The organism is Rhizobium leguminosarum, assembly GCF_010668065.1.
Taxonomy (GTDB): Bacteria; Pseudomonadota; Alphaproteobacteria; order Rhizobiales; family Rhizobiaceae; genus Rhizobium; species Rhizobium leguminosarum_S.
Genome location: NZ_WUEN01000001.1, coordinates 765,257 through 780,362 on the forward strand (window position 1 = coordinate 765,257; position 15,106 = coordinate 780,362).

At 59.0% G+C, this 15,106-nt stretch carries 15 protein-coding genes and 4 pseudogenes; 14 read left to right on the forward strand and 5 right to left on the reverse strand.

Features of this window, described 5'->3' with window-relative positions; all coding sequences use genetic code 11:
- Positions 1-20 precede the first annotated feature (20 nt).
- The 4 genes and pseudogenes from GR198_RS03495 to GR198_RS35640 all read left to right on the forward strand — a co-directional run bounded on the left by GR198_RS03495 (position 21) and on the right by GR198_RS35640 (position 2,688).
- Entirely contained in the window at positions 21-1,391 is a 1,371-nt protein-coding gene (locus GR198_RS03495; protein ID WP_164067474.1) for an alpha-glucosidase/alpha-galactosidase, read from the forward strand.
- A 356-nt stretch (positions 1,392-1,747) separates the two neighbouring features.
- Positions 1,748-1,987 (forward strand): DUF982 domain-containing protein, encoded by a 240-nt coding sequence (locus GR198_RS03500; protein ID WP_017957910.1) that lies wholly within the window; start codon positions 1,748-1,750, stop codon positions 1,985-1,987.
- A gap of 63 nt (positions 1,988-2,050) precedes the next feature.
- A complete protein-coding gene (locus GR198_RS03505) occupies positions 2,051-2,257 on the forward strand; it encodes a hypothetical protein (protein ID WP_164067476.1) in 207 nt (68 codons plus the stop codon).
- A 210-nt stretch (positions 2,258-2,467) separates the two neighbouring features.
- Positions 2,468-2,688, forward strand: a pseudogene (locus tag GR198_RS35640) (hypothetical protein).
- A gap of 715 nt (positions 2,689-3,403) precedes the next feature.
- Here GR198_RS35640 and GR198_RS03515 read toward each other — a convergent pair.
- Entirely contained in the window at positions 3,404-3,838 is a 435-nt protein-coding gene (locus GR198_RS03515; protein ID WP_029872230.1) for a hypothetical protein, read from the reverse strand.
- A 204-nt stretch (positions 3,839-4,042) separates the two neighbouring features.
- On the opposite strand from GR198_RS03515, the gene GR198_RS03520 reads away from it, so the two are divergent.
- Positions 4,043-4,939, forward strand: a complete 897-nt coding sequence (locus tag GR198_RS03520) for a GGDEF domain-containing protein (RefSeq protein ID WP_164067478.1) — start codon at positions 4,043-4,045, stop codon at positions 4,937-4,939.
- A 182-nt stretch (positions 4,940-5,121) separates the two neighbouring features.
- Here the strand turns inward: GR198_RS03520 and GR198_RS03525 are convergent, their stop codons facing one another.
- Together GR198_RS03525 and GR198_RS03530 are read right to left on the reverse strand one after the other, a co-directional pair.
- Entirely contained in the window at positions 5,122-5,421 is a 300-nt protein-coding gene (locus GR198_RS03525; protein ID WP_130756168.1) for a hypothetical protein, read from the reverse strand.
- A gap of 406 nt (positions 5,422-5,827) precedes the next feature.
- Complete coding sequence (locus GR198_RS03530; protein ID WP_164067480.1) at positions 5,828-6,736, reverse strand: nucleotidyltransferase and HEPN domain-containing protein; 909 nt, start codon at positions 6,734-6,736, stop codon at positions 5,828-5,830.
- Positions 6,737-6,908: 172 nt separating this feature from the next.
- On the opposite strand from GR198_RS03530, the pseudogene GR198_RS03535 reads away from it, so the two are divergent.
- The 3 genes and pseudogenes from GR198_RS03535 to GR198_RS03545 form a co-directional block, all read left to right on the forward strand.
- Positions 6,909-7,472 (forward strand): annotated as a pseudogene (locus GR198_RS03535) (AAA family ATPase); the annotation flags it as partial.
- Between the two features lie 29 nt (positions 7,473-7,501).
- Positions 7,502-7,849, forward strand: a pseudogene (locus GR198_RS03540) (helix-hairpin-helix domain-containing protein); the annotation flags it as partial.
- A gap of 79 nt (positions 7,850-7,928) precedes the next feature.
- Complete coding sequence (locus tag GR198_RS03545) at positions 7,929-8,225, forward strand: DUF982 domain-containing protein (RefSeq protein WP_029875682.1); 297 nt, start codon at positions 7,929-7,931, stop codon at positions 8,223-8,225.
- A gap of 37 nt (positions 8,226-8,262) precedes the next feature.
- On the opposite strand, the gene GR198_RS03550 is transcribed toward GR198_RS03545, so the two are convergent.
- Positions 8,263-8,490, reverse strand: coding sequence for a hypothetical protein (locus GR198_RS03550; RefSeq protein WP_164067482.1), 228 nt, complete (start codon positions 8,488-8,490; stop codon positions 8,263-8,265).
- Positions 8,487-8,867: a response regulator gene (locus tag GR198_RS03555; protein WP_164067483.1), complete on the reverse strand. Its 381-nt coding sequence runs from the start codon at positions 8,865-8,867 to the stop codon at positions 8,487-8,489. Before GR198_RS03555 ends, GR198_RS03550 begins: the two co-directional genes overlap by 4 nt.
- Before the next feature lie 205 nt (positions 8,868-9,072).
- Between GR198_RS03555 and GR198_RS03560 the strand changes: the two genes are divergently transcribed.
- From GR198_RS03560 to GR198_RS03585, 6 genes and pseudogenes are all read left to right on the forward strand, one after another.
- Positions 9,073-9,459 carry a response regulator gene (locus tag GR198_RS03560; RefSeq protein ID WP_164067484.1) on the forward strand — a complete coding sequence of 129 codons (387 nt, stop codon included), beginning with the start codon at positions 9,073-9,075 and terminating at the stop codon, positions 9,457-9,459.
- A gap of 219 nt (positions 9,460-9,678) precedes the next feature.
- Positions 9,679-9,792 (forward strand): annotated as a pseudogene (locus GR198_RS03565) (carboxylesterase); the annotation flags it as partial.
- A gap of 1,119 nt (positions 9,793-10,911) precedes the next feature.
- Positions 10,912-11,481, forward strand: coding sequence for a nutrient deprivation-induced protein (locus GR198_RS03570; protein WP_164067486.1), 570 nt, complete (start codon positions 10,912-10,914; stop codon positions 11,479-11,481).
- Positions 11,474-11,890, forward strand: a complete 417-nt coding sequence (locus GR198_RS03575) for a phage holin family protein (protein WP_077988551.1) — start codon at positions 11,474-11,476, stop codon at positions 11,888-11,890. The genes GR198_RS03570 and GR198_RS03575 overlap by 8 nt, the downstream gene beginning before the upstream one ends.
- Positions 11,890-12,879 (forward strand): DUF3618 domain-containing protein, encoded by a 990-nt coding sequence (locus tag GR198_RS03580; protein WP_164067488.1) that lies wholly within the window; start codon positions 11,890-11,892, stop codon positions 12,877-12,879. Before GR198_RS03575 ends, GR198_RS03580 begins: the two co-directional genes overlap by 1 nt.
- 225 nt (positions 12,880-13,104) lie before the next feature.
- Positions 13,105-15,060, forward strand: coding sequence for an AI-2E family transporter (locus tag GR198_RS03585; protein WP_077988553.1), 1,956 nt, complete (start codon positions 13,105-13,107; stop codon positions 15,058-15,060).
- The last annotated feature ends 46 nt before the right edge of the window (positions 15,061-15,106 follow it).

Sequence of the window (15,106 nt, forward strand, 5' to 3'; positions counted from 1 at the left end):
GCCGAATGCCGGAGGTTATAATGGCAAGAAATCCCAAAATCACGTTTATCGGAGCTGGCTCCACCGTCTTCATGAAGAACATCGTCGGCGACGTGCTGCAGCGTCCGGCCCTGTCGGGTGCGACCATCGCCTTGATGGATCTCAATCCGCAGCGGCTGGAAGAAAGCGCCATCGTCGTCAACAAGCTGATCTCGACGCTTGGCGTGAAGGCGAAGGCCGAGACCTATTCCGACCAGCGCAAGGCGCTTTCGGGCGCCGATTTCGTCGTCGTCGCCTTCCAGATCGGCGGCTATGAACCCTGCACGGTCACCGATTTCGAAGTGCCGAAGAAATACGGGCTGCGCCAGACGATCGCCGATACGCTCGGCGTCGGCGGCATCATGCGCGGGCTTCGCACCGTGCCGCATCTCTGGAAGGTCTGCGAAGATATGCTCGCGGTCTGCCCCGAGGCGATCATGCTGCAATATGTCAACCCGATGGCGATCAACACCTGGGCGATATCGGAGAAATATCCGACCATCCGCCAGGTCGGCCTGTGCCATTCGGTGCAGGGCACGGCGATGGAACTGGCCCACGACCTCGACATCCCCTACGACGAAATCCGTTACCGCGCGGCCGGCATCAACCACATGGCCTTCTACCTCAAATTCGAGCATCGCCAGGCCGACGGGTCCTACCGCAACCTCTATCCCGACCTGTTGCGCGCCTATCGCGAGGGCAGGGCGCCGAAGCCCGGCTGGAACCCGCGCTGCCCGAACAAGGTGCGCTACGAGATGCTGACGCGGCTCGGCTATTTCGTCACCGAAAGCTCGGAGCATTTCGCCGAATACACGCCCTATTTCATCAAGGAGGGGCGCGAGGACCTGATCGAGAAATTCGGCATTCCGCTCGATGAATATCCGAAACGCTGCATCGAGCAGATCGAGCGCTGGAAAGGGCAGGCCGAGGCCTATCGTTCAGCCGACAAGATCGAAGTCCAGCCGTCGAAGGAATATGCCTCGTCGATCATCAATTCGGTCTGGACCGGCGAACCCTCGGTGATCTACGGCAATGTCCGCAACAATGGCTGCATCACCTCGCTGCCTGCCAATTGCGCCGCCGAAGTGCCCTGCCTCGTCGATGCCTCCGGCATCCAGCCGACCTTCATCGGCGACCTGCCGCCGCAGCTGACCGCGCTGATCCGCACCAATATCAACGTGCAGGAACTGACGGTGCAGGCGCTGATGACCGAGAATCGCGAGCACATCTATCATGCCGCGATGATGGACCCGCACACGGCAGCCGAACTCGACCTCGACCAGATCTGGTCGCTGGTCGACGATCTGCTCGCCACCCACGGCGACTGGCTGCCCGAATGGGCACGCACGGCCCGCAAAGTACAGGCCGCCTGACCTACTCTCCCAGGTAAGGCGTCAAGGAGCCCCGCGGTGGCAACAACCGCGGGGCTCTTTGCGTGGGGATGGGGCTTTTTGCGATTTGGGGACGTGACTCGCATGGCCGGATCGACATCCTGTCACCACTTTCTTGAATGCACCTTCAGAGCCGAATCGAAGGCGCTTAACCGAAGATAAGGCGAAGCATCGAAGCACGGCGGTAGGACGCAGCGCAACAGCGACGGCTATCGCGAGCGGTTGTTGGGTTAAAACGAAAGAGCCTCAAGCTGCTGCCAAAATTCCGGCCGGATCGTCCGCTTGGAACAGATCTTCCTAATATACGTTTGTGGGAAGCCTGCCCCACGGAGGACGCCATGATCAGCATCTGGGATGCGAACGTCGAATTGAAGATAGATGATCGTTTTCACGTCGTCAGGAGCGCTCGAGAGGCGGTCGCATTTTTGAAGAAATACTGGCCCGACAACAGAAGCGCGAGCTACGCGACAGCGCGGAAGGTATGCCTGGACGCGGCGAATGGCGTTGTTCCCGGTGCGGAAGCGCGAGCTGCGTTTGAGGCTGCGGCGAAGGAGGCCGGCATCCTGCGACAACCTTAGGGATTCCTTGTTCGTTGCCTGCCATCGAACAGGAGGCGCTGGCGCAGTGCCATGAGGAGCGACATGACAGAGAGCGATGCACTCCGCCAGGAAGTCTATCGGCTTGCCGCGGCGGCCGAAGCTGACTCAGAAACAACGTCGAATTTGAAGGCGCTGGCCGTGCAGCTCTGGGCAAACTTCGACGAATTCACGGTCGAGGACCTGGAAGATATACTGAGGGACGAATGGAGAACTCGCGGACTGCCGTTCAACGACAACGCGGATGTGTAGGCGCTTCTAGAATTGGAGACGTCTGTGCTACCTCAGAGGCCTCTTTGCTGCGTTCGCAATCGGGCCCCTAGCTGACCTTTGTTCGATCTATGACGCATGCTACTCGTGAGCAGCGGCGCCGATATTTTCCGCGCGTCGGGTTCCCAAAATTATTGTACCTGAAAGTACCCAAAAAGTCCCTATAGTCGGATCCCTTGGGGAAAATCGGCCATGGACTTCGCACTCCTTTTTAACCTGTTCCGGAAGCCCAAGCAGGCTAGCGTCACTGACGTCACACTCTGGCACAAGCACGAGTCACTCCTCCCGGTGCCACTCGTCGACGCCGCCGGCCGAAACCCATCGGGACAATCTGGCGCCGGCTGAACGGTGTGCAATGGGAATATAAGCAGGACCCGGAAACGATTGAGGAATTCGATGCTCGACAATATTGAGGCTTAAAGCGCTACTGTCGCACGGAACCGACGCCTCTGCATTTGTCACGTCGGCTGCGGCCCAGCATCATCGTCATGCCTTCCTCCGCGGACAGCGACGATGATATCGGATCGAGCGCCGAGGTTGGTTCGACGTAAACAGCCAGGCCGTGTTTCTAAAGCGGGCGAAACACTCTCGATGGGCTAGTAACCGCCTATCTCACCGCGAACTGGGCCTATCCCCTGCGGCTGTGCATAGGTTGTGTTGTCCGATCCGCTAGTTGCGCATCCTGCGAGTGTCATGAAGACGATTGCTGCTGCGGCCAAAAGGTTTTTCAGAGGCACGGCGTTCTCCGATCATGGCAGGCTGCCCAGGCCTCAAGGGCCATGCCGAGGATTTTCCGTTAAATCACCTACAATGGCAAGCGCGTGGTTAGCTGGCGGTAAGTAGCGATACGGCCTCTTCAAGCCTCTGTCTGGATAGTCGCTCGGCGAGGCATCTTTCCCCAGCACGCTGACATAGATGTGGGTGCTGCTGGTGAACGCCCTGACGCAAGTCCCTAGGGGGCGTAGTCGGCCAGCGCAGAAAACCTGGTTCCTGCTCACCAGCAGGAACCAACTGCTTCAGAAATCTGCCCCTCAAAATGTCAGCGATAGTCGATGCCGCAGGAGCAACGACCCGACGGGGATCGATGCATCCCCGACCGGCACGTCAGATGGTGGCCTTTGGCCTCAATCAGGCAAACCACGCACGAAGCTGAGCGAAAAACCCGTCTGGTTTGGAGCCTGACATCTTCCGCAAACGGCGAGCGACGACTGCCGCGCTGACGCGTTCACCGAAATGGCAGAAGCAGACAAGGTCGTGCAATTGCTCATCGCTGAGTTCGAAGAACCGTTTGGCTTCGCCATAGCTGTCATTTTCCATTCCTGCCGCGCGCAGAATCGGATCAGCGAATGCAACGGAGATCGGGGTGCCGTCATCCCTGAGAGCAAGCCGATCGGCCATCGGCTGATATTCGGTTTCGTGAAGCGTCTTCAGAAACGGCCTGGGGCTGCGTTCGAGACTTTCGGCCCAGCGTTCAAGCCGTTCGCGCCGCGTTATTTCAAGGCGCTTGCAGGTCGGGCTGACCGTTGCGATGGATTTCAACTGGTCTAATGCGTACTGTTCCATTTCGGCCTCCTATCTCCGGAAAAATAGATGGTCCGCCTCCCAAAAACAGCGTCGCTCAGGTCGCAGCCGATGTCCAATCACGATTGAAAACGGCATCTCGTTGACGTTTCCGTAATCACTCGAGGCGCCTTTGCTTGCTGACCGGCTCTTTTCTCATAGGGTTTCTGCGCCATCTCATACCAAGGCAACCAGACAGGGTTCGGTATGGACGAGATATTCGAACAGCTTCTGCACCTTTCCGCACGCACCGAAACGCTGATTGCCGTCTACGATGGTCATGACCGGCTGCGATACGCCAACAGCGCCTTTCGTTCGGTCTATTTCATCGAGCCGGATGAAACTCCACTCTGGCCGGATCTCATGTGGCGCAATTTCGAGCTGGGGCGCGGCACAGTCATTCGGACGAGCAATTTCGACGAGTGGCTGCGCTCGACACAGTCGCGCCGCGGCAAGATCGGCTATCGCGCTTTCGAGACGGACCTCTACGATGGCCGATGGTTCTGGATGACCGAGGCTGTCCAGAAGAACGGTTGGATGTTGTGCATTGCGAGCGACATCACCAGTCTGCGAGCGCATGGCAGGACTGTCCGGCAAGATCGCGATCAGGCGATCAAGGCGTCTTACACCGACGAACTCACCGGTGTCGCCAACCGCCGCTTTGTGATGGCCCGCGTCGAAGACATGCTGGTGGCCGCTGAGCACGGAAACAACGGATGCCTTGCGGTATTCGACATCGACAATTTCAAACACATCAACGATCGGCTTGGTCACCAGGCCGGGGATGTCGTCCTGCGCGATTTTGCGCATCGCATTCATCAGAATGTTCGCCGCAACGATTGTTTCGGGCGGGTCGGCGGAGAAGAGTTCCTGCTCGTGATGCCGGCAACCGGTCCGGAAGACGCCATTGCTATCGTCGAGTGCATGCTGACGGTGATCCGCTTCTCCCGGCCTCTGCCGGGATCTCCCGACTTCAGCTACACCTGTTCTGCCGGCATCGCCGCCTGTGCCCCGTCAGACAGCGCGTCGGACCTTTATCGACGCGCCGATCAGGCACTCTATGCTGCCAAGTTAAGCGGCCGGGACAGGGTGCGCGCAGCCTAAGTGCCTAATGCATGTCGCCCGGAAGTGTGCAGCGGTTCCGGGACAACGACATGCATAAAAACAAAAGGCTATACGGTTGAACCTCAATTTGATCAGGCGACTTCGTCGCGCCGCAGTCGTGGCGGACGGCAATCTGGACCTGTTTGCTGAGGCAGGAACTAATGTAATCGGGGCGTGATTTCCTAAATCCCCGACCCGTAGAGCTCCTGCTCATCGTCGCCTTCCCAAGGGGAGGGCATCGAGGTGCGATTGGCCGAGGGCATCGGCATCCAACACTTCAATTCCGGCTCGGCATATTCGATGATGTGCCCGGGCGAGGAATCCGAGGCGCGCCAGCCTTCTGCAGCGAACTGATCGCCATTCGACCAATAGGCGAGGTCAACTTCCGCCGGCCCCTGTTCGGACGGGCGGATCGTGACGAGGATCCGGCTACCGTCTCTCGGTGCGCTTGCCATGTCGCGCCAGCGGTCTGTGTCGTCCATCGTTTTTCCTCCTGCCTCGCTGCAGGTTGCAAGTGTCGCCTCGCGATCGGGAACGGTCAATTGAAACTTTGTGCCGAAGTTCTCCGACTCGCTGCGCGCGCGGCAACTATTAGAGGCCATGATGCCTATCGCCGTTCACCTGCGAACGGCTGTATTTGAAGGCGCGGTGCATGCTCAAAGCCTTCGACTTTTCGGAAAAGGTATCAATTTTAAAGCGCAGCCAGAAGAGGTAGTCCAGGACAAGCGGATTCCCCTTTGCTCTCCCTTGAAAACGAAAGATTGAGATCGAAAGGCGGGCTACGGCGGCAGGTTCCATTTCGTTCAAGGCGACCGGCGACATACACCCTGTGGACTTGTTCGGTCTTGGAACCGCATCCTAGAGGCTTGGGCGGTTCGCGGGCCAAAGCTAGGCATTGTTTCGCTCAAGCTTTTCTAAATGCTCGGAGCATACGGTTTTGACCAACTCAAGTAGGTCGGCCGTTCGCTCCCCAAGCCAAAGAAGGGCTTCTTCGGTGATCTCGAAATGCGCGGAATACCGTGCCTTCACGTAAGCTTCGTTTAGCGTGTTGAACCAGGCACGTTCTTTGTGCTGATCGCGAGGAAAGGCCTCGATTAGTCTTCGGTCCTGCTCCTCGGCAAGCGAGCGGAGGAACTTGATGTTGTGGGATGGCGGGCCGTAATTAGTGAGTGTAAGCAGGACACAGGAAAAGGCCTGCTCGATCGATTGATGAAGCTCAAAAGCCGCCACGCGGAGTTCTTTCTCGCTCACGTAGAACCGAAATCCCTTTAAAAATGCCTGCGCGAGCGAAAACCGATCCGAGTGGTGCTCTTTCGCCACCCGTAGTCGATCTGCCGGCGAGAGTGGTGCCGGCTCGGGAAGCGCTTCATCGTCGAGTTCGTAAAGAACGATGCCTTCCTTGCGAATGTCGGAGAAGAAATACTGCCCTTCCTTGAGGTAGGAGTTCACCTCCCGCCTGGAATGGACGATGAAGCTCACTGGTGTTTCGATCGAGGCTTCGTGGATCAGCCGGTCGGCGGCCTTGTGCCAGTATTCGGCGAACTCGCAGAGCTTGCGGTTGTTGACGATAATCAGCAGATCGAAATCAGAGCGGTATCCCTTCATCGTGAAAGGTTCATCGACCCATCCGCCCTTGGCGTAGGAGCCGAATAGGATGATCTTTAGGATCCTGCCGCGCTTCTTGAAATCAGCCGTGCCTTCTTTCAGCGCATCCTCGAATTCCTCATGGAGGATCTCGAGAACTCGCCCGAGTTCTCGCTGTTTGCGAAGAGGCATATGGTTGAGGGATGATTTCATCTTGGAGAGCAATAATCGTGGGGCGGCTTGAAATAATTTTTGAGAAGTTAGGCCATTGGCCGAGTCTACACTGCTTGCCCTAAACCACAAATCGCAAATTGACTGATGGTCCGTCCTAGAAAAGGAGGCCGCGACATGACCTCAGGGCGTCCGCTCAAGCCGCGCAACCTTCACGCGAGACCGGACGTCGAGTTCCACCTCGGAGATGATCGACGGTCACACTCGGCTCGACGGCGTCGTGATCGTCGGAGCGACGAACTACCCCGACGCGATCGACGCCGCCCTGCTGCGGCCGGGACGTCTCGACCGTCACATCAGCATCTCGCTGCCGGACGGCGAAGAGCGCAAGCTCCTTTCGCGCATTTATTTCGGCCACGACCTGTCCGACGGTGACGTCGAAGCGATCGCGGCGGCGACTGTAGGGTTCGCTGGAGCACACTTCGAGAGGGCCGGCCGTGAAGCGAGGAGAGCTGCCCGGAGAGCAGGGCGGCCGGTCTCCATCGAAGACGTTATGGTCATCCTTCTCGCGCCAAAAAGTATCTCGGGCGGCGGACGTAGAATGGTCGCGGTACACGAGGCCGGGCACGCCGTCGTCGGAATTCGACTGGGGGTCGGCCATTTGAACACCGTAACCGAGTCTTGGGAGGCGTATGCCTCGCAGCCGCTGGGGTTCGCGCACTTTCAGCAGACGACCTCCTCTGGGATAGGCAAGGGTATCTCGACCACGTCGCCATGACCCTAGGTGGACGGGCTGCGGAGGAGGTGAGCCACGCGGCCTCCTTCGCGCTCATCGCCTACGCGTCCAATTATGTGAAATGCCACTTTCCGGACGTCTTCTGCGCAGCGCTGTTGAACCGCCAGCCGATGGGTTTCTATGCGCCGGCTCAAATCGTTGGCGATGCCGCGAAGCACGGCGTCGAAATCAGGCCCGTCTGCATCAATCGGTCGCGATGGGACTGCACGCTCGAGAGGATCGACAACACCGACCGCCACGCGGTCCGCTTGGGGATGCGCATGGTGAGAGGCCAGGCGACTGCAGATGACGACATGTGGCGGCGATCCAAGGTTCCGGCGGCGTCGCTCGTCGAGCTGGCCGAGGCCGACGCCTTTTTGTCTCCCTGATTCGCATCGTCACGGAACCGAATCAATGTTCACGCTTTGATTCGCTACACGTCCAGTAGGGTCTCGCGTCATGAACAACTCCCAGATCCAAGTTCCCATCCGACCGCTTCACGTCGAGATCGAAGGTCTCGCCCGGTACCGACAGGCGCACACCGTCGATGAACTTGCAGGACTTCTGCTTAGTGTAAGCTGGCCTTCCAGCGGCAAGCAGTCGGCCGAATTTCACAGAGCGCTTGCGACGTCGCTGGACGCGATGGAACTCTACCTCGATCCGGAGATCGCCCGCGATGCGTTCGTGAAGGCGGCCCATGCCGCAGGGATGCACGTCCTTCCGGACGACATGTCAGAAATGAAGATGGCGAGCTGATAGAAGGAAGGCTACGAGAAGTCGGCCGTAAGGCGAACTAGGCAGCCATCTGCTGCAGACGCAGCGTCCAGCCCAGCGGAGATTCGTGAGCTGCTGATCCGTCCTGATCGGCATCGCTCCGCATGAACGAGACCACCCAGTCTGCCGGCATGGCACCGGGAACGTCCTCGGTCTCGATGATCGATATGATTTCCTCGACCGTGTCGAGGCCGCTGCGGGTCGACCGGCCTTCGCGTTCCAACGTCCAGAGATAACGTGTCGTCATGTCCCGGACTTACGCCGACGGTCGGACCCGTACAAGGCCGTCTCGACGGCTTCCACAAGCTGCTCAGGCGAAGCCGGCTTCATCAGAAGATGACCTTCTGCGAACGCTGGCTCCAACTCGGAAACGGATTCAGTCTCGCCCGAATAGACAATGAACGGAATGCCGCAATCGACGAGATGCCGCGCGACGGCAGTGCAGACGCCGTCCAAAAGGCGGGGGTCGACAATCGCGGCGGACGGCGCGTTTTCCTTCAGCCAGGAAACGGCGTCCGAACCGGCCGAGAGCGTTACGAAGCTGCGCTGGCCACATCCCTCCAGAACCGTTTCGATATCGATCGCGATGAAAGGTTCGTCTTCAAGGATGAGGATCGTAGGCATGTTTCTCCTTCTGGGGCAGCGCAAGAGTATCGAAAACGACAGTGCCTGTCACTTCCGACTGAAGTCCGAGGATCCGTTCGGAGAGTCGCCGTCAATCAAAACTTCGCGGGTATCCACTGCATTATTTAGCATTTTCTTATCTATCCGTCGTTGACTTTCGTGGTCGCTGAATCATGTCCGTTAAAGAGGTAGGAGAGGCGGCTCCATGCAGAAAGCAGTCCTGGTAGTGGAGGATGAAGCGCTCATTCGCTTCGTCGCTGTCGACGTTCTCGAAGATGACGGCTACGTGGTCTATGAGGCGGGCTCCGTCCTCGAAGCGGTTGGGATCCTGTCGAGCCGGAAGATCGACGTCGTCTTCACCGACGTGGACATGCCCGGTGGCCTGACGGGCGTCGACCTGGCGAAGCTCGTGGCAGACGTCTATCCAGAGATCGGCATTCTTGTCACCTCGGGCAGATACCATGCTGGCCCAGACGTCCTGCCAGCGGGCGCGAGATTTCTCCCTAAGCCGTATGACCTCGGGCTCCTTTGGTCACACGTCCGCGAACTGATGCCGCGCGGGGCGTCCTGTCGTGCCGGCAGATCAAGCTAAAAGAAACAGACGCAACTCTTTGGAGTCTTTGTGCGTTTCCCGGACGCCGAGAGTGCACCCAATCTGTGACAGTGCCACCCCGTAACCTGTGAAACCTCCGCAGCGGTGTCCGCCGGCGTCTGCGTCGGTTGAAGATCGCCCTGTACCGGACGCGACGTGCCGGAGGTCGTCGAGGATTCGGGCGGCCGCCGTCCGGTCGAAGCGGATTCGACCTCGTCGCCTAACTGCCTCCCAATCATGCCGGGCTGGAACTACACCGTCCGGCTCTACTGGCCGCACACCGAAATTCGGGAAGGAAAATGGAAATTCCCCGAACCGGTCATGGCACAATGAGCGGGGTTGCCCGATAACCCGGTATCGGGTGGCAGAACCGCATGCCTGTTGGAGCCTAAATAATTTCGGAAGTGTGAGCGGCACACCGCTTTCGCTCCGCCATTTGTTCGCAGGCGATGATTGCAGAAGGGACTTGTTGGTCGACTGGCCGCTCGCGAACCATTGGTGCCAAGGTTTAATGCGGGCCTTCCCAAAGCGAGTTTGAAAAGGGTGCTCCGGATCAGGGGCAGACACCCTTTTCGTGCTGAGTTTTGCAGCTCAGCGGAACGGAAATTAGCAGAGAGATTGCTGTCTACCATCGGACCGAAGTCCGACTCACTCGCAATAATTCGTCGATGTCAGTGCCGAGGTGAGACATCAATCAATGCGTCCCTCAAACCGTTTGCGTATCTCACTGCCACGCTCACCGGCATCGTCAACCAAGCAGAGCCGAATCGTGGAACTCTTACCGTGGAATTATCCGCGGGCTGAAGGTAATGGCCTCCGATGTGACTATGGAAAAGAAAGCGCTAGCGGCTGAGATCAATCCGGGTACCAATTCGACCCCCTGGATCCGCAGTCATGTCGTCGGTCGATGGCGCCAACGGAGGCGGATCGATCTCCCGACGATGACGCAGCGTCAGTATCGCCTTCTGATTGGGAAGACGAGTTAGTGGCGCCGTCGACTACACGGACTTTATCCACCGCTCTGCGACGCGCCGACTTCGACGAGCTCTGGAAGCCGGCTGTGACAGACTCCTGCGCGAACGACTTTTTTCGAAGATTGGCCCGGATGGCGGATACATCCCCCGCACCCAATGTTGTGCCACCGGCAATCCGGGAAATGGCCTCGCTCCGCGCTTCGTCGTCCGATGTCGCCAAAGCTTTCAGGACTGGAAACTGAACGCGTGCTTCGCGCAGCAACTCCTCGAAGTTCTTCAAGGTCTTCGTTATAAGTCGCTTACCTTCTTGAGGTTAGAAGGGAGAGACCGCATCAGGGCCTGGGAACGCTCTTCGCGCCCTCGCGGGAGACGTCAAATGTCAAAAAGAGCGACAGCGCTCAGGACTGGGAACAAAGGCCTCCAGTCGAGGTTTAGGATTGCGGCCAAGGCCGCTTTTGTTAAGCCATGGGAGGCTACAGTGCCAAGCGAATTCACAGAATTAAATGGCCCGCCAAAGCCGTCATCGCCAACATCCACGCCATCTCCAAGAGCGCCTGCGCCCCCGCAGGCGGAGCCTTCACTCGCGGACTTGAAATCTAAGTTGGCCGATGATGTCACCGCGGCCAGAGACACCATAAAGGAAGGCGCCGATACCGCCGTCGAAAAGGTCAACGAGGCTATTTCCGAGCAAACCTACTTCGCAGCCCGCCAGGTTGGCGGCATCGCGACGGCGCTTGAGAAGGTCGGCGCGGAACTGGAGGCATCCGACCAGCCAGAGGTCGGACGGTATGCCAGGCAGATCGGACGAAGCGTCCAGACCGCGGCCAAACGAATGGAAGGCAAGGACCTCGGCGAAATCGCGGTGATGGCCGAGGAATTCGGCCGCAAGCAACCGCTAGCATTCCTTGGAATTGCGGCACTTGCGGGCTTGAGTGCGAGCAGGTTTTTGACCGCCTCCGCCAAGCGATCGCCCACGGAAGCGATTGGCCAAACCGTTGCAGTTGGACGCTCGGGGTCATCGGCGGCGGGAGGAGAAATCAATGGTTAAGTCTGTCGATAGTACCCCACTCTCAGAGCTCGTTGGCGGTCTCGTGGCCGATGTCACGGGGCTGCTTCGCAAGGAAATCGATCTCGCCAAGACCGAGGCGTCCGAAAAGTTCTCGCAGGTGCTTCGCGGTGTCGAAGTGCTTGTTTTCGGGCTTGTCCTGGCGATTGGCGCTGTCGGCGTCCTGTTGAGCGCCCTCGTTGGGGGGCTTGCGGCGTTCCTGGTGACCGAGGGTTTTACAGAGACAAGTGCCAGTGCCCTCGCGTCCCTAATCGTCGGGGTCGTGATTGCAGTCATCGCGTGGGCGTTGGTTTCCCGTGGCCTGGCCGCACTTCGTGGAAGCAACTTGAAATTGGATCGAACCGCGACCTCGCTTCGCCGTGATGCCAATGTTGTCAAGGAGAAGATCTGATGGAAACGACAGTTGGAAGAACATCTGCTGACCTTCAGCAGGAGATCGATCAAGATCGCCGGCGGATCGGAGATCGCATCGACGCCATTCAGGAGCGAATGTCGCCAGGCCAGTTGATCGATGAGGTCTTGGCTTATGCAAAGAACAGTGGTGGGGGAGAGTATGTCAGCAACCTTGGCCAAGCCCTCAAGGAAAATCCCCTGCCTGTCGCGTTGATGGGGGTGAGCCTAGCCTGGCTGATGGCAAAGGGAACCTCCTCTTCAAATGTGCCTGCCAGTTCCCGGACCGCGGCTGAGTATCCCCTGTATCCGGTGAACGGACCGGTCCGCCGTCTTGGCCCTCCCGAGATCGAAAACGGAATGCGCTACAGCCATTTCGCGGACAGCTCCGGCAAGAGGCTGAAAGCGCTGACCGATGAAACCGGACGCCGTGCTGGTCACTTCGTCGACGAAGCTGGCAAGACCTACCGTGGGTTTGCGGACGCCAGCGGCACGCAGATCGATCAGATCAGCGACGAGGTGGGTGCGATGTTCGACGCGGCAACGGGCTGGGCAGCGGAGAGATGGGAGCAGGCAAAAGACGCCGCAAGTGCAGTTGCCGGCTCGGTGTCTGACCGATCTTCTTCGGCGGCGACAAGCCTCCAGGAACAAACCACCAAACTTAATCAGGCGATCCTTACCCAGTTTCGCGATCAGCCGCTGGTCGGCGGTGCATTAGCTTTTGCGGTGGGCGCGGCTATCGGCGCGGCGTTGCCGCACACCGACACCGAAGACGAATTTCTCGGTGACGCCGCCGATTCCACGAAAGAGCGGCTCACCGCCGAGGCATTGGATGTTGTCGACCAAAGCAAAGAGGTCGCCTCGGAGGTCTACGAAAAGGCCGCATTGGTCGCGTCAGATGCCCACGACGCGGTTAAGGATCGCCTGATCACGGAGGTCGATGCGTTCAAGGCGGGTGCTCAAGGTAATGATCGCACCCCATCGAATTGAGGAGTGCGAGGAGACAAGTTATGTGATTGCAGACGAAACGCCGTCGCGGTCGCAGTGAAGGCATTTCTGCCGTCCACGATCGGCGTTGCCCTTGCCGTCGTTGTGATAAGGGCGACCTCGGAGACCTGAAGGCCAGCCTGCGATATGACTGAGCACTTACGCATACGATGTGCGCCTCCATCCATGTCGAGCGCATAGGTTTTCCTTTGAAGATAGGGGTGGGCGGTGAGCAGCGCGGAACTTTCGAAGACCACCAAGGCGCCGACCGGCGAACCCTATCGACTTGCAGAGGGGGAGCTTCGCAGCAAGCTGTCGGGCAGCACGATATTGATCCTCATTGGAGTGGCCGTCATCCTCCGGCTGGGCCAGGAGATCTTCGTTCCCCTCGCGCTGTCGCTTCTCCTTTCGTTCACGCTGGCCCCGATCGTCTCTTTCCTTCGCAAGCGCTCCGTTCCAAAGATCGCCGCTGTTCTTCTCGCAGTCGTGTCGGCGTTTTGCGCGATCGCCGTATTCAGCATTGTCGTGGCGACGCAGGTGACGAACCTTGCGGAGAACATCCCCACCTATCAAAGAAACCTGGTCGACAAGGTTCATTCCCTCGCCCAAGCGGGCGCCGGAAACGGCGTCCTCGACCATCTGAGCAGAGCGGTCGAACGCGTCGGCGCCGAGATCCAGACGCGGGCCATCGAAAGCAAGAGCCCGACCGCCCAGACGCCCACGACTCGCGAACCGATGCCAGTCGAGATCGTGACACGTTCCGATCCGATCCAGACGCTAGGCAACCTTCTTCTGCCGCTCATCAGCCCGTTCGCGACCGCTGGTCTCGTGGTCGTGCTGGTGATCTTCATGCTGCTCGAGCGAGAAGACCTGCGCGACCGTTTCATCCGGCTGGTTGGTTTGGGAGACCTTCACCGGACGACCGCGGCTCTCCAGGACGCAGGCAAGCGGGTCGGGCGATACCTGCTGATGCAGTTGGTGGTGAACACGCTCTACGCAGTGCCGATCTCCATGGGCCTGTGGGCGCTCGGCATTCCGAACGCCATCCTCTGGGGGCTGCTCACACTTGTTCTGCGGTTCGTGCCATATATCGGCGCGATTATCGGCATGATCCTTCCGTTGTTTCTGGCCCTCGCAATCGCGCCTGGCTGGTCTCTCGTGGTCTGGGTCGGCGCTCTCTATCTGACGACAGAACTGATCAGCAACAACGTGCTCGAGCCATGGCTCTACGGGGCCAACACCGGTCTTTCGCCTCTGGCGATCATTATTTCGGCGATCTTCTGGTCGTGGCTATGGGGGCCGCTGGGACTGATGCTCTCGACGCCTTTGACTGTTTGTCTGGTCGTGCTCGGAAGACATGTCCCCCAGTTCGGCGTCCTCGATGTCCTGCTTGGCAACGAGCCGGTTCTGGAGCCTCACGAGAAGCTCTACCAGCGTCTGCTCGCGGGCGATCCGAACGAAGCCTCCGACAACGCCGAGGAGTTCCTGCAAGAGGAATATCTCGTCGACTATTACGACAATGTAGGCCTTCCTGCGCTCCTGCTTGGCGAGACCGACCGTCAGCGCGGCGTATTGTCAGAAAACCAGATCATTCTGGTGGCGTCCAGCTCGCTGTCTTTGGTGGAGAACCTGTCGGACATTGCAGAGGAGGAGGAGAACGAGGACGAGACCGCATCGGATGCCGGTCTCGAAACGGGTTCCGAACTGGAACTTCCCGATGGCCAGGGCCGCTCCTTATTGTGCATCGGAGGCCGCGGCGGTCTGGACGATGCGGCCGCCGCGATGCTTTCGCAGGTGCTGGAGGTCCAGGGAGCAACGTCCACGACGTCATCATATTCCGACCATGCCGCGCGAGGATCTCTCGCTTTTCCCATCGACAGGGTCGACACGGCGATCGTCATATATCTAAACGGCAATTCGAAGTCTCGCGCTCGTCAGATCGTTCGACGACTGAAGCGACTTAAGCCTGACCTGCGCGTAGGGCTTCTTATGCCTACGGCGAATGGTCTGGACTATGCGCCGATCGACCCGTCCGAGATCGATGCCGACTTCATCGAGACGTCGATAGCGCAGGCGGCTCGATCCGGCCTAGTCATGTCGACGCCCGTGAGTCTCAAAACCGTAGTTCGGAAGATTGCGCGACGCGGACTGCCTTCCGGCAGGCCATCCGCTGCATCGAATTGAAATCGGTTCTCCGTCGCCACTCGTATTCCTTGACGGTGCTGGTGCG